Source organism: Mesorhizobium sp. M0195 (genome assembly GCF_040322115.1).
Lineage (GTDB): Bacteria > Pseudomonadota > Alphaproteobacteria > Rhizobiales > Rhizobiaceae > Mesorhizobium.
On sequence record NZ_JAMYSV010000006.1, the window covers coordinates 121,112 to 142,245 of the forward strand.

A 21,134-nucleotide genomic window follows, 5' to 3' on the forward strand; every position below is an offset into this window, starting at 1 on the left:
GTCGCGTTGCCGCAACCGGCAATGCTGTGGGAGGAGATCTGCTTGCAAAGCGCGGCCGTTCGTCCCACCTGAGGTCGGCAAAATTCGAACCGCAGGAGGCCTCTTTGCGAAAACTGATTGGCGGCGCGTTGGCCGCATGCCTTGTCATTGGCGCTGGCGCCGCCGCCGCCGAGGAAGTCGGCAAGGTCGGCGTCGATTGGCTCGGCAACGACATCATCGTCGAGGCGATCAAGGATCCGAAGGTCGAGGGGGTAACCTGCCACGTCTCCTATTTCGACCGTGGCATGATCGACCGCCTGCAGAAAGGCAACTGGTTCGAGGACCCGTCCGATTCCTCGATCTCCTGCCGCCAGACCGGGCCGATCACCATTGGGGACATCGACATGAGCGAGGCCGGCGAGGAGGTGTTCAAGCAAGGCATCAGCCTGATCTGGAAAAAGCAGGTGGTGAACCGCATCTACGACAAGGCCAACGAGACGCTGATCTACCTCTCGCATTCGCGCCAGGTGCAGGATGGCTCGGCAAAAATGTCGGTCACCACCGTGCCGCTCTACGGCCAGAATGTGGTGTGGACCAGCGGCAAGCCGAAATAGAGACTGAAGGTGCTCCGGGGTCCTTGGCGCGTCCAAACGGATGCGCGGCGCTGCACTCGGCTTGCGAGACTATGCGCGCGGGCGTAAAGCGCCCGCATGGACCGTCCCGAACACCTTGTCCTGAAAGATCCCGAGCCGCGCATCCATCCGACGGCGGAACTGAAGGCCTGCAAGCTTGGACGCTACGCATCGATCGGCGAGCGGGTCATCCTGCGCGAGGTGATGGTCGGCGACTTTTCCTACTTCGAGCGGCATGCCGAGGCGATCTATACGACGATCGGCAAATTCTGCTCGATTGCCGCCAACAGCCGCATCAATGCGCTGGAGCATCCGGTCGAGCGGCTGACGCAGCACAAAGTCAGCTATCGGCCCAACGAGTACTTCCGCTGGCTGGGTGTCGATCAGGCATTCCGCGACCGGCGGCGGGCGAGACCCGTCAGCATCGGCCATGATGTCTGGATTGGCCATGGCGCCGTGATCATGCCTGGCATGGTGATCGGCAACGGCGCGATCGTCGGTGCCAATGCGGTTGTGACGCGAGACGTGCCGGCCTATGCAATCGTCGCCGGCGTTCCGGCCAGGCCATTGCGGCAGCGCTTCAGCGCGGGAACTGCGGCCCGGATCGAACGTCTTGGCTGGTGGGACTGGCCGGTCGAGAAACTGGCCAGGGCAGTCCCCGACATGCAGGCCTTGCCCATCGAGGCTTTCCTCGACCGCTGGGAAAACGACGCTACCTGATCGTTGCGAGCGCGGCGCGTGCACGGTTTGACAGTGAATTCCTCCTCGCAGGGAACTCGAAGCAGTTGCCGATTGTTTCTCCCTGCCATGATCGAAAAGCTGTTCACCAGGATCGCCAACTATATCGCCCATCTTGCCGGTCTGCCGCCGACGTTTGCCGTCTGTTTCCTGATCATTGTGGTCTGGGCGGTAAGCGGTCCGGTCTTCGGCTTTTCCGATACCTGGCAACTCGTCATCAATACCGGCACCACGATCGTCACCTTCCTGATGGTGTTTCTCATCCAGAACACCCAGAACCGCGACAGCGCGGCGATCCAGGCCAAGCTTGACGAGCTGATCCGCGTCAGCAAAGCCAAAAATACCTTTATCGGCATCGAGCACCTGACCGAATCCGAGCTCGAGGAAATCCGCGCCAAATGTGAACGCGCGGCGAAGCGGCACGACGAACAGATCGCCGACATGGCCGCATCCAAGGCGGTGGCTAAAAAGCGCAACGCGAAGAAGCACGCGGCGGCGTGAGCGAGCTTGTTGTCCGGGTTCCTGCCCGAACGGTCGCGGGATCATTCCATGAATGCTGCAAAGGCTTCCTTGTATTCCGGGTGCCAGCGCGACAGAGCAGGACGATTCTCGATGATGTCGCCAATCGCCCACGCCATGCGTTTTTCGTCCATCGACCGGGTCGCCTCGTTATCGGGACACAGGATGTAGAAGTCGCCACGCAGCAGCGAGGCCAGCATGAAGTCGATGACCTGCTCGCCGGTCCAGGCGCCGGCCGGCTTTTCGGTGGCGCCTTCGGTCAGGCCGGTAAAAGTGAACCCCGGAATGAGCAGATGCGCCGCGACGTTTGCGCCGGGCTCATTGCGCAGCGCGTGTGCAAGGCCCTCGGTATAGGTCTTCACGCCGGCCTTGGAGACGTTGTAGGCGAGGTTTCCGGGCGGCGTGGTAATGCCTTGCTTGGAGCCGGTATTGACGATCAGGCCGGGCTTTCCAGCCGCCAGCATGCGCGGCGCGAAGGCCTCGACGCCATGCACGACACCCCAGAAATTGATGTCCAGCAGTCGCTTCCAGGCGTCACGGTTCTCCCACGGCTTGCCGGGGTTGTTGCCGACGCCGGCATTGTTCATCAGAAGCGAGACGTCGCCGAAGGTGCCGAATGTCCTTTCGGCCAGCCGTTCGAGGTCGTCGGCTTTCGAGACGTCAGTGGCGACAGCAAGCACGGCGCTCTCGCCGGCGAAGGTAGCGACGGCATGTCGGGCCTCATCGAGGCGTGCGCCGCCGATATCGGCCAGCACGATCTTCATGCCCATCGCCGCCAGCCGTTTGGCCGCGGCGAGGCCGATGCCGCTGGCCGCGCCGGTGATGACGGCGACATTACCGGAGGCAAGTGCGGGCAGGGCGGTCTGGATCTCGGCGTCGGTGGTCATGATTTTCTCCTGTTCTGGCCGCGGCGAACTTAGCGCGGAAAGAGGCTCGCGCAAGCCGGTGCGACATCTTCGGGTTGACCGCGTCGGCGGGCGCTGCGCATGCTGATATCGAAAAGGAGACTGACGATTGACCGACTGGATCGAGATCCTGAAAGAACAGACCGCAACCGGCGACCAGATGAGCCGCGAAGTGCCGCAAATGCTTGCCAACCCCGACATCAGCGAAGCGCAAGTGAAAACGCTGTTTTCGGCGCTCGAAAAACAGGCCGAATTCGTCGAAAAGCTGCGCATGGCGCTGGAAAAATTCGGCCATGATTTTTCAGTGATCAAAGCGGCCGAGCGGCTGGAGGAGCGCTACGCCGACCTTGCCGCTTCGGTAGCGGAAAAGCTGAAAGAAATGCGAGGCTAGAGCCTGTTCCATTCGATAAGATTCGGTATGGGCTCTATCTTCTCATGATCTTTTCCGAAAACCGGCATCCACTTTTCGTTGACGCGGTCCTTCGGTTCGGGATCTTGGTCTGCCTATTTCTCGATTAGCCGCTCGAAGCGCCTGTCCGGCACTAGCCAGACCATCGCCACCAGGACATAGATCGAGACACCGATCCAGTGATTGACGAAGGTCAGCGCGACGGCGGCGATATAGAGGGCCAGCGAGATTTTTCCCTTGAGGTCATTGCCCAAAGCCCTGGCGAAGAGGGTTTCGCTGCCGTGCAGCCGATGCAGGGCTATGGTGAGGATGTTGAAGCCGATGGCGCAGAGCGCCAGGTCGACGCCATAAACGGCGACCGGCACCGGCGCGAAATGGTTCTCACCCATGAAGGCTGTCGTCGCCGGCATCAGCGATAGCCAGAACAGCAGGTTGAGATTCGCCCACAGCACGCGGCCGTCGACCCGCTGCACGGTATGGAACATGTTGTGCAAATTGTTCCAGTAGATGCCGACATTGATGAAGGACAGCACATAGCTGAGGAATACCGGCCAGAGTGGCGCCAGCGCGGAAAAATCCTCGCCATGCGGCACCTTCAATTCCAGCACCATGATGGTGATGATGATGGCGACCACGCCATCGGTGAATGCCTCGACTCGTCCCTTGCCCATCAATCTCCCCTGACAATCCGCTGAAGTTAAAAGAGGATCTCGCTCAGCGCCATCGCAAAGCTGCCAAAATTGTCAGGAGCAAGTCGGGGAGGGGGGAACGGCTGACGAAAAAAAGGCGTTAGGGTGTCAGATCCCGAACAGCAAGAAGGTCCGAAAAATGACTGCTCACGCTCAAGTCATGACGCGCGATTACGAACTCGGCGGGCGCGCTGCAGCGGCCGCCGTGGCCGCCATGATCGCGGCTCTTTTCGCCGGCAGCACCGCGCTGACGCCGCTTTACATCATCTACAAGCAGGTCTTCGGCTTCTCGCAGATCACTTTGACGCTGGTCTACGCCGTCTATGTCATCGGCAATCTGGCGGCGCTGCTGATGTTGGGGCGTGTGTCAGATGTCATCGGGCGCCGTCCGATGGCGTTGGCCGGAATGGCGGTGGCCGTCGTCAGCGCGGTGGTTTTCCTGTTCGCCGAAAATGTCGCCTGGCTCGACGTCGCCCGAATTCTGAGCGGATTGGGAATCGGCGTCGGCGCGGGTACCGGCACCGCCTGGCTTGCCGAATTGCTCCCGACCGACGACAAGTCACAGGCGGCGACGATTGCCACCAGCACCAATTTCCTCGGTCTCGGCCTTGGTGCGCTGGGGGCCGGGTTGCTCGCCGAATACGCGCCTTGGCCGCTCAGGCTGACATTCGTCGTCTACCTGGCGATGCTCGCGACTGTAACCCTGCTGGTCTGGCGCACGCCGGAAACCGTTTCGCGGCCGGGGAAACTGGCTGACGTTTCGACGCGGCCGCGCCTTTCCGTGCCCGATGCCATCCGCCCAAATTTCGTTGCGCCGGCGGTGACCGGCTTTGGCGCAATGGCACTGGTCGGCTTTTATGCAGCACTCGCACCGAGCATTTTGGCGCAGCAGCTGCAGGTAACCAACCATGCCGAAGCGGGCGCTCTGTTCTTTGAATTGGCGATCGTGACGGCCGCCACCATTGTAGTGACGGCACGTCTTTCGAGCCGAGCCGCGATGTTCGCGGCGCTTGCGCTGATGATTCCAACCGTCGCGCTGATTGTTGCGGCGCAGGTCTTCGCATCGATGGCCACAATGATTGCCGGGACCGCCTTGTGCGGCGTGGCGGCAGCGCTCGGTTATCGCGGCGGCTTGCAAGTGGTGAACGAGATCGCGCCAGCGGACCGGCGCGCCGAAGTCGTCTCGGCCTTCTTCATCTGCTGTTTTTGCGGCAACGCGCTGCCGGTGATCGGCATCGGCGTCCTGTCGACCATGACAAGCGCGACCGTGGCAAGCGGGGCCTTTGCCGGCATGATGGTTATCTTTTCCCTGGTGGCGCTCGGGTTCGGCGCGAAATATGCGCGCTGAGCCGGCCTTTCAGCCGTTCGGCGTCTCGGGCGAAAGATGCGCGCGCTGGCGCGGCACGCCGAGGCCGGTATCCGGCGGTTCGCCGGCAGCCGGCCGGCTCTCGATCATGTGCACGCTGCGCCAACGGCCGAAGCGATAATAGGCCGTGGCCAGCACGAGCGAGGTTATCGAGCCGGCCGGAAAGCTCCACCACAACGCTTCCTCACCGATCGCACTTCGAAAGAAATAGGCGAAGCTGGTGCGCACCAGAAGTACCGAGATCACCAGGATGATCAGCGGCGGCATCACCGCGCCCGTGGCACGCACAGTGGCGAAGAGCACGATGGTGATGCCGAACAGGATGAAGGACCAGGATGCGACCTTGTTGATGTGAGTGGCGATGTCGATCGCTGCACTGTCGCTGCTGAGGAAGAGGCTGAGCACCGCGCGATCGAATACGAACAGCAGCGCGACAAGCACGCCGGTAAGCACAAGGTTGAAGCCGACGCCGGACGCGGCGATGCGGCCGATCCGGTCCCAGCGTCCGGCGCCGACATTTTGCGCCGCCATGGACGAGACCGCCGCGCCGATGGCGAGCGCCGGCATCTGGATATAGGTCCAGAGCTGGGCGGCTATGCCGTAGGCAGCCGCGACCTGCGAGCCGTAGGCATTGACCATGCCCATCACAGTCAGCGCCGCGGACGAGACGACGATCATCTGCAGGCCCATCGGCACGCCCTTGAAGACGACAATGCGCAGCAGCGCCGGGTCCGGCCGCAGCAGAGCAAGATTGGCGCCGGCCAGCCGCAGCGGGTGCTTGCGCGCATAAAGCACGATCAGGATGGCAAGCACGCTTACCGTCTGGCCGATCAGCGTCGAGGTGGCCGAGCCGGCGATGCCGAGTTCGGGGAACGGGCCGATGCCGAGAATAAGCAACGGGTTCAAAATGACGTCGAGCACGACGGCCAGCGCCATGAATAGGAAAGGCGTGCGCGAATCGCCGGCGCCGCGCAGCACCGTCATGACGAAGGACAGCAGGTTCATCATCGGTACGGCGAGAAAAATGATACGCAGATAGGAACGCGCCAGCGGCAACGCATCGGCCGGCGTGCCGAGCGCATTGAGGATTGTATCGACCCAGATCCAGCCGCAGACCGCGAACACCACCGAGACAAGGAAGAAGAAGGTGGCACTGGTGCCGACGATGCGGCGGGCTTCGGGCAGATCGCGGGCGCCGACCGATTGCGCGACCAGGATGGTCGCCGCCATGCCGATGCCGAAGACGGTGCCGAGGATGAGAAACAGCACGAGGTTGGCATTGGACGTGGCGGTCAGCGCCGCTTCGCCGAGGAAACGACCGACCCAGACGGCATTGATTGAGCCGTTGAGCGACTGCAGAACATTGGAGCCGAGCACCGGCAGGGCGAACAGCAGCAATGTACGCGGGATAGGTCCACTGGTGAGGTCGCTGGTCCGCCGGCGTGCGGGCATCTTGTCGTCCATGGCAGGCAACTCGGCGAAGGCTTATCTTGAGTCCGGTCCGCAATGATTGCCGATTTAACGAGACAGGTCGACGCAGCGTTGCGAATTCCGCCTGGCGTGCCTTGATCCAATCATGTTCTCAAAGCTTCCGGAATCGTATATTGATCCTGCACGCGTGGGGCCGCATCTTTCCTAGATCTCATGGGCAAGCCGGGGGTTCATGTCCGATATTCCGCTGTTTTTTGAGCGCCTGAACGGCGTGCGTTTCTTGGTGCATCCGCTTTGGGCGCGGCCTCCGTGGCTCTTTCGGCGTGCACCACGACGGACGTAGCGGCGCCGCCAGTGACCGCGGCGCCAAGCGATCCGGCTTTCGGCGATGCCGCAAGTATGTATGCGGCGCGCGTCGACGAGGGCTATCAACTGCCGGCAATCCCGGTAGCCAAGGTCGATCCGAAATTCGTGCGCCAAATCGTGTCCGATCCGACCGGAGAAAAACCCGGCACGATCGTCGTCGATACCTCCGAGCACTTCCTCTATCTGGTGCGCGACGGCGGCAAGGCAATTCGCTATGGCGTCAGCCTCGGCAAGGCCGGTTTCGGATGGACCGGCAGCGCCGTGGTTCAGGCGAGGAAGAAGTGGCCGGTCTGGACGCCGCCGCCGGAGATGATCCAGCGCCGGCCGGAACTGGCGAAATACAAGGACGGCATGCCGCCCGGCCCGCACAGCCCGCTGGGCGCACGCGCGCTATATCTCTTCCGCGACGGCAAGGACACGATGTACCGGCTGCACGGCACGCCGGAGTGGGATTCCATCGGGAAGAACGCTTCCTCCGGCTGTGTGCGCTTCATGAATCAGGATATTATCGACCTCTACAGCCGCGTCGACGGCGTCGCGCCGGTCTTCGTGCGCCCGAACCTGTCGGCCGCCGGGAAGATCGCCGCCGTGTCGGACAGGACGGCCGAGCCGATCGATGCGGGCGTGCCAAAGGACGCGGAGATGTTGAGGTAAGTGCCTTCGACGGATCATCAGTCTTAGGTTTTGCAAACCCACTAGAACACAATCCTTGTGCCGGCGAGCCGCAACTGAAGGGCCCGACCGTTCGATCGTGCCAGGCAGGCGGACGCGTTCGGCGCGTCCGCCAGCCAGGGGGTGTCGCTACTTCCCGGCGAGGCCTGGAAGCGTGACCTGATAGACCAGGAACATCGTGTCGACATCGGCGCCATCTTCGGCCTTGTAGGCCGCGCCGACCTGGAAGCCGTCCTGGGTGAGAAAGTCATTGTCGTTGGCGACGAACAGGAAATAGTCGTCGGGCCGTGTTGGATCGAGGACGCTCACCACCGACATCGCCTCCCACTTCTCCGAAAGGTTGTTGCGGTCATTGGGCGCGCCATTGTGCAGCCCGAAGCGGCCGAGCTCGGTCTTGTCGTTGATGTCGATGAACGGCGTCAGCTTGGCCGGCGTCACCGAGGGATCGAGCTCACCTTTGGGCGCAACCGGCTTGTCCTTGTCGAACTCGGTGCCGGCGATGTCGGTTGCCGCCGACACATCGACGACGCTGATCTCGCGATAGAGCGAGGTGTCGCCCTTCACCCCCTGGCCGTTGCCGCTGTCGCGCGCCAGCATCAGGAAGGTCTTGTCCGACAGAGCCACGATTTCGCTCTGCGCGGCAATCTTGGTCTTGCCCTTGGCATCGGTGAACACCGGCAGCGGCACAACATATTCATGCGCAAGCTTGAGTTGGGCCGGATCCGAGGCATCGTAGACCAGCGCGCGCGTGTTCTGGCGCGTCGAAGCGGAATCGCCGCCATCCTGTCTGGGGGCCGATTGCAGCACAGCGATCAGGAACTTCCCGTCCGGCGTCAGTGCCATGCCTTCGAGGCCCTGGTTGTTCTGACGGCCGGTTTCGGGATCCGTCGGATCTGGGTCTGCCGCGCCCGGTCCCGGATTGTTGGACGCGAAGTTCGGCGTTCCATGACGCATCGGGACAAGCGCCGCCGGCGACTGCGTTGCCGACATCAGACGCCCATCGGCGGAGAAGTGGTAGATGTTCGGACCATATTCGTCCGAGATGAACATGGTGCCGTCGGGCAGCCGCACGATCGCCTCGTTATCGAGCGCGAGCTTGCCGTTGGCTTCGGGCAGGATCGGCATGTCGTCGGTCGCGGCGCGCACGCCGTTGAGCGGATCGAGGCCGGTTGCGTCGGCGCCCTTGTCGTCGGTCAAAAGCATGGTGTCGGCAAGGGTTGCCTTGAGGCCCGACTGTTCCTGGCCGGCGGCTGGTGCCGCACCCGGTGCGATCGGGGCGAATTCGATGGCAATCGTGTTGATGCGCGGACGGTAATCGGTGGTGCCGACGACATTGTAGCCACGATCCGGCAGCAGCCACAGCGAGCCCTTATAGCCATCGGCGCCATGCGTCCAGCCGGCAGCGTCGATCGCCATGCCCGAGCCGGAGCCAAACGTCTCGCCGAACTTGTCCCTTTGGCTGGCCGGGATGCGACCGACACCGACCAGGCCCTTGTTGACAAAGCTGACGCCGCCGACGGTCGCTGCGTTTTCAGCCAAGGCCGGAGTCAAGGCGGTGAACATCGCCAGCGCGACCGCGAGGGACGCGTTTCGGTGCAGGTTTTTCATGGAAATCCTCTTTGTGACAAAACAGCCGAAGCGGGCGTCGCATCGACATGCCGCCAGCGCTTTCCGAAAAATGTCTAGGACGCGAACATGATACTTGCGTGACAGAGGGCGCTTGTTCCTTCGTCCCTTGTGGGAGAAGGTGGATCGGCGCGCAGCGCCGAGACGGAAGAGGGGTGCTGGACGGAGTGCCTCGGTGCCGAGCTGGAGCACCCTCATCCGACCGAGCTGAGCCTGTCCTCTGGCTTGCCGAAGGCAAGACCCCTGGGCTCGGCCACCTTCTCCCCAAGGGGAGAAGGGAAGTGCCGCGCTCAATCGCTGTCGCGCGCGATCAGCTGCAGCGGCCAGACTTCACGGATGATGCGTGCGCCTGCGGCGCCGGCGTAAGCCGGGATCGATGCCAGCAGCATTTCGGCCAGCCGCTCGCCCATCGGCTCAAGCGCCGGGCGGAAGCCGGTCAGCGCCGGCGAAAAATAGCGGCAGAGCGGGGTGTCGACGATGACGATCACCGCGATGTCGTGGCCGGGCTTGATGCCCGCCTCGGCCAAAGCCTTGCAGCCGCCAAGCGCCATCGCGTCATTGTTGAAGATGATGGCGGTCGGCGGGTCCTTGGAGCGCATGACCTTCGGCGTCACCGCGTAGCCGCCGGCCTCGTTGATGAAGCCGTCGGCGATCAACTCGGGGTCGAATTCGATGCCGTGCCGCCGCAACGCCTTGCGATAGCCGGCGAGGAACAGATAGCCGAAATTGAGATCGAGCGACGGGCGGATGGCCGCGATGCGGCGGTGACCGCGCGCGACAAGACGATCGACCGCGTCAGCACCGGCTTTTTCGAAGTCGAGGTCGAGCGAGGGGTAGGCATCGCCGCCGGAGCGGCTGCGGCCGAGCGTTGCGAAAGGGAAACCGGCCTGGGTCAGATAGTCGATGCGCTCGTCCTCGCGCCGCGTCCAGGCCAGCACCACCGCATCGGCCCGCCGGGTCTCGACGACACGGCGCAGGCGCTCCTGCTGATAGTCGCCCGGCGCGCCCATCACCACGATCAGGTCGAGTCCGCTTTCGGCGAGCTTGGCCTGCAACCCGGTCAGGAACGGAATGAAGAACGGCTCGCCATATTCCTGATCGCCCGGATGCGGCTGCAGCATGAAGGCGATCGAATGGGTGGCGCCGCGCCGCAAACTGCGGCCGGACTGGTTCGGCGAATAATTCAGCTTCTTGGCCGCATCGAGCACGCGCTGGCGTGTATCGGCGTTGACGTCGGCGCGGCCGTTGAGCGCGCGCGACACCGTGCCGATCGAAATGTTCAGGTGACGCGCAAGGTCGTGAATGCTGGACGCCAAAGGACAGTTCTCCCCTTGCTTGGCTAGCACCGGCTGCTCTCCGGGCCAAGCCGACGCCACGATTTTTCACGGCCGGCCGATTGACATTCTACGCCATCGGGTGTGTTCTCGTAAACGTTTACGGAAAAACATTCACGGCCCTGCCGTGAACGCCGTGACGATCGGTCTGGAGGGGCCGAGAGGGAGGAGCACTGGATGATCAATGTCGTCCTGGTCGGCTGCGGCGCGATGAGCAAGGCCTGGCTCGATGCAGCCAGGCAGATCGACGGGCTCGCCATCGTCGGCCTGGTCGATATCGATGTCGAAAGGGCGCGGGCGAGGGCGCGCGAATACGAGCTTTCGAGCGCCATCATTGGAACCGACCTCGACGCCGTGCTCGACCAGACTAGGCCCGACGCGGTATTCGACGTGGTGGTTCCCGCCGCCCGCCGCGAGGTCGCGCTTTACGCCTTTGCCCATAATTGCCACCTGCTGACCGAAAAGCCACTCGCCGACAGCCCGGACAATGCGCGTGCCATCGTCGAGGCCGCCCGCCGCGCCGCGCGTATCCATGCCGTCGTCCAGAACCGCCGCTATGTCGCCAATGTCAGGCGCATCCGGCGCTTTCTCGATTCCGGCGCCATTGGTGCGCCAACCAGCATCCACGCGGAGTTCTTCGTCGCGCCGCATTTCGGCGGCTTTCGCGAGGAGATGCGCCATGTGCTGCTGCTCGACATGGCGATCCACACATTCGATGCCGCCCGCTACATGGTGGCCGGCGAGCCGACCGGTGTCTATTGCCAGGAGTGGGAGCCGGCCAATTCCTGGTATCAGCGAGGGTCGTCGGCGACCGCAAGCTTCGACCTCGGCGGCGGCAAGCTGTTCACCTATGCCGGCAGCTGGTGCGCGGCCGGCTTCCGCACCAGCTGGGACAGTACATGGCGGATCGTCGCAGAGCGCGGCAGCATTGTCTGGGACGGCGAGGACGGGCTGAAGGCGGAAATCGTGCAGCCGGTCCGTGAAGGCCTGTTCGACCGCACCGAACCGATAGCCGTGCCGCCGCTCGACCCGGCCGATCGCGTCGGCGGCCATCTCGGCATCATCCAGGATTTCGTCCGCGCCGTCGAAACCGGCACCGAGCCGGAGACGCGCGGCGCCGACAACATCAAGAGCCTGGCCATGGTTTTCGCTGCGATCGAGAGCGCCGAGACCGGGCGCCGGGTCGCCATCGCTGCACAGGAAGGATCATGATGCCAAACCCGCTGCTCGACATCAGGATCGGCACAATGGTGCGGGCCAATCTCGACGACCCGGCCGCCTATGTCAGGCAGATCCTGCCGCTCGGCTTCGAGAGCATCCAGCCGTTCTTCTGGCAGACGCTGGGCGGCAAGGACATTCCGCGGCTAGCGGGCGAGATCCGCGAGGCGATCGGCGATGCCGATGTCATCGTCTCATCGATCGGCGTTTTCGGCAATCCGCTGGAGAGCGGCGACATCGATCGCGGCGTGCTCCAGGCGTGGGAAACGATCATCGACAACGCGCATCTGTTCGGCACCAATATGGTCAGCGGCTTTACCGGCCGCATTCGCGGCAAGCCGCTGCCCGACAGCCTGCCGCGTTTCCGCGAGGTCTGGGGACCGTTGGCCAGGCGTGCCGCCGACAAGGGCGTGCGCATCGCGTTCGAGAACTGCGCCATGGACGGCAACTGGACCAGCGGCGACTGGAACATCGCCCACAATCCGGACGCCTGGGAGTTGATGTTCAACGAGTTGCCGGACGACAATCTCGGCCTGGAGTGGGAGCCCTGCCATCAGCTGGTCTATCTGATCGACCCGATCCCGCAGATCCGCAAATGGGCGCCGCGCATCTTCCACGTCCATGGCAAGGACGCGACGGTGCGCTGGGACGTGATCCGCGAACATGGCGTGTTCGGTCGCCTGCCGTTCGTGCAGATGCGCACGCCGGGGTTCGGCGACAGCGACTGGACGCGGGTGATCAGCGAGCTGCGGCTGGCCGGCTACAAGGGCGCCATCGACATCGAGGGCTGGCACGACCCGGTCTACCGCGGCGATCTCGAGATCACCGGCCAGGCGCGTGCGCTGGATTACCTCCAACAATGCCGGGGAGGCGCGAGCTACCTGCCGAACCCGGTGTGAGAAGTCGGCCGGCGGGAGGTGCCGGCCAGCGAAAGATTGCGGCGCAATGCCGAGCGATCGTCAAACCCCTCGGCTAGCGAGGGAACAAAGGGAGGATAAGTGCATGAGCATTACGATGAGAAGGACAGTTCTGCGCTCGACCGTCGCGGCGGCCGCGATGGCGCTCGCCGCCGCACTCTCGACCTTGCCGGCGCAGGCGCTCGACGCCCAGTGGTGCAAGGATGTCCATATCCGCTTCTTCGTCGGCGGGGCGGAAGGCGATGCCTTCGGTACGATCGTCTATAATGGCGCCAAGCAGGCGGCGGCCGATCTCGGGCCGAAAGTCGACTACATCTTTTCCCAGTGGGATGTCGAGAAGATGGTGCAGCAATTGCGCGAGGCTGTCGCGGTCAAGCCCCAAGGCATCGCCATGATGGGCCACCCCGGCGACGCCGCGATCATGCCGCTGGCCGAACAGGCACACAAGGACGGTATCAAGATGATGTACCAGAACGTGCCGGTGCCGACGGTCACGGCGGCGTTCGGCGGCGGCTATGTCGGCGCCCAGCAGGAGCAGCAGGGCCGCGCGCTCGGCGCCGAGGCGGTCAAGCTGGCCGGGCTCAAGGCCGGCGACAAGGCAATCATGATCGGCCCGTTCGAGAACGAGAGCCGCGGCGCGCGAGAACGCGGCACTGTCGCTGCCCTTAAGGAAGCGGGTGTCGAGGTCATACAGCTCTCCTCGCCGCCGAGCGGCGAATGGGCTTCCGACCCAAATCTGGCCCTTCCGGTGATCACCGCGGCACTGCTCAACAATCCCGACGTCAAGGCGGTTGGCTATCCCGGCGGCCAGATGCTGGGCAATGTGCCCACCTATATGCAGGCGGCGGGCAGGAAGCCGGGCGATATCTTCAACTTCGGCTTCGACACCAGCCCGCAGATCGTCGAGGGCTTCAAGGGCGGCTGGGTGCAGCTGACGGCCGACCAGCAGCCGTTCCTGCAAGGCTATCTGCCGATCCTCAGCCTCTGCCAGCAGGTTGTGCTGGGTCTCGCACCGATGAATGTCGACACCGGCGCCGGCTTCGTCACGCCGCAGAATTACGAGATCGTCGCCGAGCTCGCCAAGCAGGCGCTGCGCTGACCTCCCAAGCCGCCGGCCGGGATCGAGCCCGGCCGGCGGGACCGCCGGCGAAAAGGCCGGCACGCGACAATCAAGCGAGGATCGCCATGGCGGAACGCATCATCGAACTGCGCGACATCAGCAAGTCCTACGGCCAGGTGTATGCGCTGGGCGGAGTCAATCTCAGCGTCGACCGCGGCGAGGTGGTCGGCCTGATCGGCGATAATGGCGCCGGCAAGTCGACGCTGATCAAGATCCTGTCCGGCGTGGTCAAACCGACCAGCGGCGAGATTCTCGTCCGCGGCAAGCCGGTGACCGGATGGAGCCCTGCGCGCTCGCGCGACGCCGGCATCGAGACGGTGTTCCAGGACCGGGCGCTCGCCGTGCAGCAGACGATCGTGCGCAACATCTTCATGGGCCGCGAGCTCACCGGCTGGCTTGGCTGGCTGAAGGTCAACAAGGAGATCGCGGAGGCGAGCCGGCTGATGCGCGAGATCGGCTTCACCTCGAAAGTATTCACGCCACAGTCGATCGTCGGTCAGCTCTCGGGCGGCGAACGCCAGGGCGTGGCGATCGCGCGGGCCATCTATAAGAAGGCGGAGCTGATAGTCCTCGACGAACCGACGACCGCGCTATCGCTGACCGAGACCGCCAAGGTCTTCCACTTCGTGCGCCAGGTGCGGGCGAGCGGGCGCTCGATCCTGTTCATCGGCCACAACATCCACCACGTCTTCGATATCGCCGATCGCTTCGTGGTGTTGGACCGCGGCAAGGTCGCGCTCACCGCCGACCGCAGCGAGGTCAAATCGGCCGAAGACCTGATCAATTTCATGGAGGACGTCGCCCACCCCAGCGGATTGCCGGGGTTGCACGACGCGGGCGATGCGGGGAGGGCGGCACGATGAACAAGACCATGGAACCCGATCTGCAGAGCCCCCTCGGCGGCACGCATGGCGAAACCGCCGGGAAAGAGTGGAGACACCCGTCCGACAATTGGCTGCGCGGGTTCATCCTCGACAACCGCGCCGCGCTCGGCACGCTTGCCGTGTTCATCGTCATGATGGCGGTGTTCATGATCGCCAATCCGATCGTGTTCACCACCTGGTATCTTTACAGCTCCGTGCTGACCACGCTGCCGGTGGCGCTGTTCGTGGTGGTGCCGCTGGTCTTCGTCGTCACCTGCGGCGAGATCGACCTGTCGTTTCCGGCGACGATGGGCTTCGCCTCATGGGTGTTTGCGCTGGTCGTGCAGGCCGGCTACGACCCGTTCCTCGGCATCGCCGCCGCAATCGTCACCGGCATGCTGCTCGGCTTCCTGGTCGGCTCCCTGGTCGTCTATGGCGGGTTGTCGTCGCTGATCGCCACGCTCGGCATGAATTTCCTGCTGCGCGGCCTGATCCAGATCATCAACGAGGGCAGGTCGACGGCACTGACCGGCCTTGCCGACAGCTGGGCCTACAAGATCTTCTCCAGCCAGCTTTATGGCATTCCGGTGCAGATCTTCTGGGCCATCGCCTTCGTCGTGCTGTCGGCGCTGCTCTACAACCGCCATCGCTTCGGCGCGCAGGTCAAGGTGGTCGGCGACAATCCCGACAGCGCCCAGCAGATGGGGATCGACGTCAAGCGCGTGCGGGTAAAAGTGTTCGTCTTCGTCGGCATCGGCGCTGCGATCGCCGGCACGTTCTCGGTGATGATCAACTTCACCTGGTGGCCGACGGCTGGCGACGGCTACCTGCTGCCGGTGCTGGCATCGGTGTTCGTCGGCGGCACGCCGACCTGGGGCGGCATCGGCACGGTCGTCGGCGGCGCCATCGGTGCGGTCACGGTCTCGTTCATCCAGACCGGCGTCGTGGCGGCGGGCCTGAGCGGCTTCTACGTCCAGTTCTTCAACGGCCTGATCATCATCCTTTCGCTGCTCGGCCACAAATGGAACCAGGCGCGGTATCGGTGACCGGCGGCCTCACACCCCCGTGACAAACCCGTCCAGCACGCGTTTCTGGCCGGCTTTGTCGAAGTCGATGGTCAGCTTGTTGCCTTCGATGGCCGAGATGTTGCCGTTGCCGAATTTCTGGTGGAAGACGCGGTCGCCGACATTGAAGGGGGACGGCGTGTCGGCGACGGATTTGGCGACCAGCTCGCCGTCGATGGTGCGGCCCTTGATCGAGGTGCGGCCGGCGCCGTAGCCGGAGTCGGTTTCGCCATAGCCGATGCGCTCGACCTGGTGGCCGGAACGCGTGCCCCAATTGCGGTCGGTCGCCTCGGTGCGGTTGGCCTGAGCACGCTGCCAGCCCGGCGTCGCATAGGTGCTGGAGAAAGCGCCGGATTTCTCGGCGCCGTTGTTGCCGCCGATGTTATCGAAGCGCGATGCTCCATAGGGGTTCTGCCTGCCTGCCCCTTGGCCACCGCGACCGGAGGCGAACGAGCCGCCGCCATAGGCATTGCCGTAGCCGCCATAGGAGTTGCCGCCCTCGGAAACTTCGATATGGGCTTCCGGCAGTTCTTCGAGGAAGCGCGAGGGAATGGTCGATTGCCAGAGGCCGTGGATGCGGCGGTTGGAGACGAACCAGAGATGCAGGTTCTTCTTGGCGCGGGTCAGGCCGACATAGGCGAGGCGGCGTTCCTCCTCCAGGCCGGAGCGGCCACCCTCGTCGAGGGAACGCTGGTGCGGGAACAGGCCTTCCTCCCAGCCGGGCAGGAACACGGTTTCGAATTCGAGGCCCTTGGCCGAATGCAGCGTCATGATGTTGACGGCGTCGAGCTCGGCGTTCTGCTCGGCGTCCATCACCAAGGCGACATGTTCGAGGAAGGAGCGCAGCGATTCATACTCCTCCATGGAGCGGATCAGTTCTTTTAAGTTCTCGAGCCGACCGGGCGCTTCAACCGAGCGGTCGTTCTTCCACATGTCGGTGTAGCCGCTCTCCTCCAGTATGGTCTCGGCGAGCTCGGTGTGCGGCGTGGTTTCCAACGCCTTCTGCCAGCGCTCGAAATTGGCCGATACCTCGCGCAGTGCGGCGCGCGGCTTCGGCTTCAGCTCGTCGCTCTCGGCAAGTTTTGCCGCCGCCTCCAGCATCGGGATGCGCAGCGCGCGTGCGGTGTCGTGGATCTGGCGGATGGTGGCCTCGCCCAAGCCGCGTTTCGGCACGTTGACGATGCGCTCGAAAGCGAGGTCGTCGGCGCCTTGCGCGACGACGCGGAAGAAGGCCAGCGCATCGCGGATCTCGAGCCGCTCATAAAAGCGCGGGCCGCCGATGACGCGGTAATTGAGGCCGAGCGTGACGAAACGGTCCTCGAATTCGCGCATCTGGAAGGAGGCGCGGACGAGAATCGCCATGTCGTTCAAGTTGTGCCTCTGGCGCTGGTAGGCCTCGATCGTCTCGCCGACGGCGCGGGCCTCCTCCTCGGAATCCCAGGCGGCGTGGACATGCACCTTCTCGTCGTCCTCGGCGATCTTTTCGGTGAACAGCGTCTTGCCGAAACGGCCCTCATTGTGGGCGATGAGGTGGGAGGCGGTGCCGAGGATGTGCGCGGTCGAGCGGTAGTTGCGCTCCAGCCTGATGATGGTGGCGCCGGGAAAATCCTTGTCGAAGCGCAGTATGTTGTCGACCTCGGCGCCGCGCCAGCCATAGATCGACTGGTCGTCGTCGCCGACGCAGCAGATATTTACGGTGGACAGGCGCGGGCTTCCCTCCCCCTCGAGGGGAGGGTGGCCGGGCGAAGCCCGGTCGGGTGGGGTCCGTGCGGCAGTGCTCGACCTACCGGCGGCAGTGCTCGACGCTCTAGCGGTGCCTTCTGCGGCAACCCCCTCCGCCCCCTTCGCGGGCACCTCCCCCTCAAGGGGGGAGGATTGCGGCCGTTGTGCCAGCAGCCGCAGCCACATGTACTGGGCGGTGTTGGTGTCCTGATATTCGTCGACGAGGATGTAGCGGAAGCGCTTGTGGTATTCCTTCAGCACGTCCGGATTGGCGCGGAAGATGCGGATCGGGTGGCATAGGAGATCACCGAAGTCGCAAGCGTTCAGCGTTTTCAGCCGCTCCTGATAGGCCGTGTAGAGCTCGCGGCCCTTGCCGTTGGCGAAGGCACGGGCATCGCCCTCGGGGATGTCGGCGGGACCGAGGCCCTTGTTCTTCCAGCCGTCGATCATCTGAGCGAACTGCTTGGCCGGCCAGCGCTTGTCGTCCAGTCCTTCGGCCTGGATGAGCTGCTTGATCAGGCGCACCACGTCGTCGGTGTCGAGAATGGTGAAGTCGGATTTGAGCCCGGCCAGCTCGGCGTGCCGGCGCAGCAGTTTCACTCCGATCGAGTGGAAAGTGCCGAGCCATGGCATGCCCTCGACATTGCCTTCGCCGATCAACAGGCCGATGCGCTGCTTCATCTCGCGCGCCGCCTTGTTGGTGAAGGTGACGGCGAGGATCTGCGAAGGGAAGGCTTTGCCGGTGGCAAGGATGTGGGCGATGCGGGTGGTGAGCACCCGCGTCTTGCCGGTGCCGGCGCCGGCAAGCACCAGCACCGGGCCTTCGGTGGTTTCCACCGCCAGCCGCTGCTCGGGGTTGAGGCCGTTGAGATAATCGGGCGCGTTGTTCTGGTTGCTGCGGGCAGCCATGGCGCGCGCGGCAATGCCCGACGGGGCCACAGGCCGCGCGTTCGGTTCGTCAAAAAAGGGCATGTCTTCCGAAAAGCCGGACATCTCTCCCCGAATGTAGTGATTCGGCCGCGAAAGGCCAGAAGCGTCTCCGTTTTGTTCTCTGTCCAGTCGGTAGACTCACAATCTGAATGGGTCTGCTAACCAAAACGCCGGGCTTGCGATGAGCCGGCGCTGCAAAACGCCGAGCTTGCTTGACAGGCGAGGCGGGCCGGAGAAAGTTGTGCTCGGGGCAGGAGCGCAATGCCGGGTTGCCCATGGACGCGTCGCGGAGCGCACCAGTCGAAGGAGCACCGTCTTGGCTGTGGTCATCACCTCCCTGATCCTTTTCCTCATCGGCCTGGCGCTTGGCGGCGGCGGTATCTGGCTCGTGACGCTGGGCGGCAGCTGGTATTACGTCATCGTTGGTCTAGCTTTCCTTGTCGCGGCCTGGCTGCTCTACAGGCGCAGATCCACCGCGCTGTGGCTCTACGCGGCGATCGTGCTCGGCACGCTCGCCTGGGCGGTCTGGGAGATCGGCTTCGACTGGTGGGAACTCGGTCCGCGCGGCGGCATCATCGTGCTTGTCGCGCTATGGCTGTTGACGCCATGGGCGCGGCGCGGGCTTACTGGTCCCGACGGACGCGCACCGCTTATCCTCGCCGTGCTGGCATCGCTTGCCGTCGCCGGTTATTCGATGACGGTCGATCCAAAGGATATTGCGGGTGAACTCAACACTGACAAGGTGACGCCGACGGCCGATCTCGGCGGCAATGTGCCGCCCGGCGAATGGCACTATTATGGCCGTACGCCCTATGGCCAGCGCTATTCGCCGCTCGACCAGATCACCCCGGAAAACGTCGCCAATCTGCAGCCGGCCTGGACCTATCAAACCGGCGACGTGAAAGGGCCCGACGACATCGGCGAGACGACCTATCAGGTGACGCCGCTGAAGATTGCCGACACGCTCTACATCTGCACGCCGCATAATTTCGCCATCGCCATCGATGCCGCAAGCGGCAAGGAGAAATGGCGCTTCGATCCACAGATCAAGCTCAACAAGGACCGCCAGCACCAGACCTGCCGCGGCGTGTCCTATTATGCCGACGCCAAGATCGCCGCCGGCCAGCCCTGCGCCACACGCATCTACCTGCCGACGTCCGACGCTCGGCTGATCGCCCTCGATGCGGTGAATGGCCAGGTCTGCCCCACATTTGCCGAGGGTGGCACGCTGAACCTGCTCGCCAACATGCCATATCCGAAGCCGGGCTATTATTATTCGACCTCGGCGCCGCTGATCGCCGCCAACAAGATCATCGTCGGTGGCGCGGTCAACGACAATTATTCGACGCAGGAGCCGTCCGGTGTCATCCGTGCCTACGATGCCGACACAGGCGCGCTGTTGTGGAACTGGGATTCCGGCAATCCGGACCAGACGACGCCGCTGCCGCCGGGCCAGACCTACACCAACAACTCGCCCAACATGTGGTCGACGGCAAGCGCCGACGAAAAGCTCGGCCTGCTTTATTTGCCGCTCGGCAACAAGACGCCGGACCAGCTCGGCGCCGGGCGCAGCGCCAATGACGAGAAATTCTCCTCGTCGATCACCGCGCTCGATCTCAACAGCGGACAGTTGCGCTGGGTACGGCAGACCGTGCATCACGACCTCTGGGACATGGACGTGCCGGCGCAGCCGACGCTGGTCGACATCACCACGGAAAATGGCGTGGTGCCGGCGCTGGTCGGGCCGACCAAGCAGGGCGACCTCTATGTGCTCGACCGGCGCAGCGGCGAGCCGATCGTTCCGGTCAAGGAAGTGCCAGCACCCGGCGGCGCGATCGAGGGCGACCATACCTCGCCGACGCAGCCGTTCTCGGACCTGAGCTTCAGTCCGAAACCGCTGACCGGCGCCGACATGTGGGGCATTACCATGTTCGACCAGCTGGCCTGCCGGATCGAGCTTCGGAAGTTGCGCTATGAGGGCCGCTATACCCCGCCATCGCTGCAGGGCTCGCTGATCTACCCCGGAAATTTCGGCACCTTCAACTGGGGCGGTGTGGCAGTCGATCCGGTCCGGCAGGTGATGTTCGGCATGCCGACATACCTGGCGTTCATCTCCAAACTGGTGCCGCGCGCCGACGTGCCGCCGCCCGGTGACACCAAGGGCAGCGAACAAGGCCTGAACCGCAATGAGGGTGCGCCTTACGCAGTGATATTGAAGCCGTTCCTGTCGCCGCTCGGCATTCCCTGCCAGGCGCCGCCCTGGGGCTATGTGGCGGGTGCCGACCTTCGGACCGGCAAGATCGTCTACAAGCATCGCAACGGCACCGTCTACGACATGACGCCGCTGCCGCTGCCGTTCAAGGTCGGCGTGCCCGGCATTGGCGGGCCGATGATCACTGCCGGCGGCGTCGCCTTCCTCGGTGCGGCGGTCGACGACTATGTGCGCGCCTATGACCTGACGACCGGCAAACAGCTCTGGCAGGCGCGGCTGCCTGCCGGCGGGCAGTCGACACCCATGACCTACACGGTAGCCGACGGACGCCAGTTCGTCGTCATCGTTGCCGGCGGCCACGGCTCGGTCGGCACCAAGCCGGGCGATTATGTAATGGCCTATACGCTGCCGAAATAGAGAAG

Annotated in this window: 18 protein-coding genes; 12 read left to right on the forward strand and 6 right to left on the reverse strand. The window is 64.0% G+C overall.

Annotation, left to right across the window (positions count from 1 at the left end):
* Positions 1-104 precede the first annotated feature (104 nt).
* The 3 genes from NKJ12_RS14990 (at position 105) to NKJ12_RS15000 (ending at position 1,850) form a co-directional block, all read left to right on the forward strand.
* Positions 105-593 (forward strand): CreA family protein, encoded by a 489-nt coding sequence (locus NKJ12_RS14990; RefSeq protein WP_254818969.1) that lies wholly within the window; start codon positions 105-107, stop codon positions 591-593.
* Between the two features lie 96 nt (positions 594-689).
* Complete coding sequence (locus NKJ12_RS14995; RefSeq protein ID WP_352703514.1) at positions 690-1,331, forward strand: DapH/DapD/GlmU-related protein; 642 nt, start codon at positions 690-692, stop codon at positions 1,329-1,331.
* Between the two features lie 87 nt (positions 1,332-1,418).
* Entirely contained in the window at positions 1,419-1,850 is a 432-nt protein-coding gene (locus NKJ12_RS15000) for a low affinity iron permease family protein (RefSeq protein ID WP_352703676.1), read from the forward strand.
* Between the two features lie 41 nt (positions 1,851-1,891).
* Here NKJ12_RS15000 and NKJ12_RS15005 read toward each other — a convergent pair whose 3' ends face one another.
* Positions 1,892-2,755, reverse strand: coding sequence for an SDR family NAD(P)-dependent oxidoreductase (locus tag NKJ12_RS15005; protein ID WP_352703516.1), 864 nt, complete (start codon positions 2,753-2,755; stop codon positions 1,892-1,894).
* Positions 2,756-2,882: 127 nt separating this feature from the next.
* On the opposite strand from NKJ12_RS15005, the gene NKJ12_RS15010 reads away from it, so the two are divergent.
* Positions 2,883-3,164 carry a hypothetical protein gene (locus NKJ12_RS15010; protein WP_023721174.1) on the forward strand — a complete coding sequence of 94 codons (282 nt, stop codon included), beginning with the start codon at positions 2,883-2,885 and terminating at the stop codon, positions 3,162-3,164.
* A 113-nt stretch (positions 3,165-3,277) separates the two neighbouring features.
* On the opposite strand, the gene NKJ12_RS15015 is transcribed toward NKJ12_RS15010, so the two are convergent.
* Complete coding sequence (locus NKJ12_RS15015; protein ID WP_352475354.1) at positions 3,278-3,853, reverse strand: TMEM175 family protein; 576 nt, start codon at positions 3,851-3,853, stop codon at positions 3,278-3,280.
* Between the two features lie 157 nt (positions 3,854-4,010).
* On the opposite strand from NKJ12_RS15015, the gene NKJ12_RS15020 reads away from it, so the two are divergent.
* A complete protein-coding gene (locus NKJ12_RS15020; protein ID WP_352703519.1) occupies positions 4,011-5,219 on the forward strand; it encodes an MFS transporter in 1,209 nt (402 codons plus the stop codon).
* 9 nt (positions 5,220-5,228) lie between these two features.
* Here the strand turns inward: NKJ12_RS15020 and NKJ12_RS15025 are convergent, their stop codons facing one another.
* The gene (locus NKJ12_RS15025; RefSeq protein ID WP_352639763.1) at positions 5,229-6,701 is read right to left on the reverse strand and encodes an MATE family efflux transporter; all 1,473 of its coding nucleotides are present in this window, start codon (positions 6,699-6,701) and stop codon (positions 5,229-5,231) included.
* Between the two features lie 321 nt (positions 6,702-7,022).
* Between NKJ12_RS15025 and NKJ12_RS15030 the strand changes: the two genes are divergently transcribed.
* Positions 7,023-7,688: a L,D-transpeptidase gene (locus tag NKJ12_RS15030; protein ID WP_352703521.1), complete on the forward strand. Its 666-nt coding sequence runs from the start codon at positions 7,023-7,025 to the stop codon at positions 7,686-7,688.
* A 147-nt stretch (positions 7,689-7,835) separates the two neighbouring features.
* Here NKJ12_RS15030 and NKJ12_RS15035 read toward each other — a convergent pair whose 3' ends face one another.
* Positions 7,836-9,314 (reverse strand): esterase-like activity of phytase family protein, encoded by a 1,479-nt coding sequence (locus tag NKJ12_RS15035; RefSeq protein ID WP_352703523.1) that lies wholly within the window; start codon positions 9,312-9,314, stop codon positions 7,836-7,838.
* Between the two features lie 308 nt (positions 9,315-9,622).
* Positions 9,623-10,648, reverse strand: a complete 1,026-nt coding sequence (locus NKJ12_RS15040) for a LacI family DNA-binding transcriptional regulator (RefSeq protein WP_352703525.1) — start codon at positions 10,646-10,648, stop codon at positions 9,623-9,625.
* Between the two features lie 195 nt (positions 10,649-10,843).
* Between NKJ12_RS15040 and NKJ12_RS15045 the strand changes: the two genes are divergently transcribed.
* The 5 genes from NKJ12_RS15045 (at position 10,844) to NKJ12_RS15065 (ending at position 15,830) form a co-directional block, all read left to right on the forward strand.
* A complete protein-coding gene (locus NKJ12_RS15045; protein ID WP_352703527.1) occupies positions 10,844-11,878 on the forward strand; it encodes a Gfo/Idh/MocA family protein in 1,035 nt (344 codons plus the stop codon).
* Complete coding sequence (locus NKJ12_RS15050; protein ID WP_352703529.1) at positions 11,875-12,783, forward strand: sugar phosphate isomerase/epimerase family protein; 909 nt, start codon at positions 11,875-11,877, stop codon at positions 12,781-12,783. The genes NKJ12_RS15045 and NKJ12_RS15050 overlap by 4 nt, the downstream gene beginning before the upstream one ends.
* Before the next feature lie 103 nt (positions 12,784-12,886).
* Entirely contained in the window at positions 12,887-13,900 is a 1,014-nt protein-coding gene (locus NKJ12_RS15055; protein ID WP_023676725.1) for a substrate-binding domain-containing protein, read from the forward strand.
* Positions 13,901-13,986: 86 nt separating this feature from the next.
* A complete protein-coding gene (locus NKJ12_RS15060) occupies positions 13,987-14,784 on the forward strand; it encodes an ATP-binding cassette domain-containing protein (RefSeq protein ID WP_352450092.1) in 798 nt (265 codons plus the stop codon).
* Complete coding sequence (locus NKJ12_RS15065) at positions 14,781-15,830, forward strand: ABC transporter permease (protein ID WP_352703531.1); 1,050 nt, start codon at positions 14,781-14,783, stop codon at positions 15,828-15,830. Before NKJ12_RS15060 ends, NKJ12_RS15065 begins: the two co-directional genes overlap by 4 nt.
* A 9-nt stretch (positions 15,831-15,839) precedes the next feature.
* On the opposite strand, the gene NKJ12_RS15070 is transcribed toward NKJ12_RS15065, so the two are convergent.
* Positions 15,840-18,563 carry an ATP-dependent helicase gene (locus NKJ12_RS15070; protein WP_352703534.1) on the reverse strand — a complete coding sequence of 908 codons (2,724 nt, stop codon included), beginning with the start codon at positions 18,561-18,563 and terminating at the stop codon, positions 15,840-15,842.
* Positions 18,564-18,816: 253 nt separating this feature from the next.
* On the opposite strand from NKJ12_RS15070, the gene NKJ12_RS15075 reads away from it, so the two are divergent.
* On the forward strand, positions 18,817-21,129 hold the full coding sequence (locus tag NKJ12_RS15075; RefSeq protein ID WP_352703536.1) for a glucose/quinate/shikimate family membrane-bound PQQ-dependent dehydrogenase: 2,313 nt from the start codon (positions 18,817-18,819) through the stop codon (positions 21,127-21,129).
* Positions 21,130-21,134 lie beyond the last annotated feature (5 nt).

Bases quoted from the DNA above. Each gene is read 5' to 3' on its own strand.
- NKJ12_RS15060 (WP_352450092.1), top strand. From the start codon at position 13,987: ATGGCGGAACGCATCATCGAACTGCGCGACATCAGCAAGTCCTACGGC.
- NKJ12_RS15005 (WP_352703516.1), bottom strand. From the start codon at position 2,755: ATGACCACCGACGCCGAGATCCAGACCGCCCTGCCCGCACTTGCCTCC.
- NKJ12_RS15020 (WP_352703519.1), top strand. From the start codon at position 4,011: ATGACTGCTCACGCTCAAGTCATGACGCGCGATTACGAACTCGGCGGG.
- NKJ12_RS15015 (WP_352475354.1), bottom strand. From the start codon at position 3,853: ATGGGCAAGGGACGAGTCGAGGCATTCACCGATGGCGTGGTCGCCATC.
- NKJ12_RS15055 (WP_023676725.1), top strand. From the start codon at position 12,887: ATGAGCATTACGATGAGAAGGACAGTTCTGCGCTCGACCGTCGCGGCG.
- NKJ12_RS15050 (WP_352703529.1), top strand. From the start codon at position 11,875: ATGATGCCAAACCCGCTGCTCGACATCAGGATCGGCACAATGGTGCGG.
- NKJ12_RS15025 (WP_352639763.1), bottom strand. From the start codon at position 6,701: ATGGACGACAAGATGCCCGCACGCCGGCGGACCAGCGACCTCACCAGT.
- NKJ12_RS15065 (WP_352703531.1), top strand. From the start codon at position 14,781: ATGAACAAGACCATGGAACCCGATCTGCAGAGCCCCCTCGGCGGCACG.
- NKJ12_RS15035 (WP_352703523.1), bottom strand. From the start codon at position 9,314: ATGAAAAACCTGCACCGAAACGCGTCCCTCGCGGTCGCGCTGGCGATG.
- NKJ12_RS15070 (WP_352703534.1), bottom strand. From the start codon at position 18,563: ATGTCCGGCTTTTCGGAAGACATGCCCTTTTTTGACGAACCGAACGCG.
- NKJ12_RS15000 (WP_352703676.1), top strand. From the start codon at position 1,419: ATGATCGAAAAGCTGTTCACCAGGATCGCCAACTATATCGCCCATCTT.
- NKJ12_RS15045 (WP_352703527.1), top strand. From the start codon at position 10,844: ATGATCAATGTCGTCCTGGTCGGCTGCGGCGCGATGAGCAAGGCCTGG.
- NKJ12_RS14995 (WP_352703514.1), top strand. From the start codon at position 690: ATGGACCGTCCCGAACACCTTGTCCTGAAAGATCCCGAGCCGCGCATC.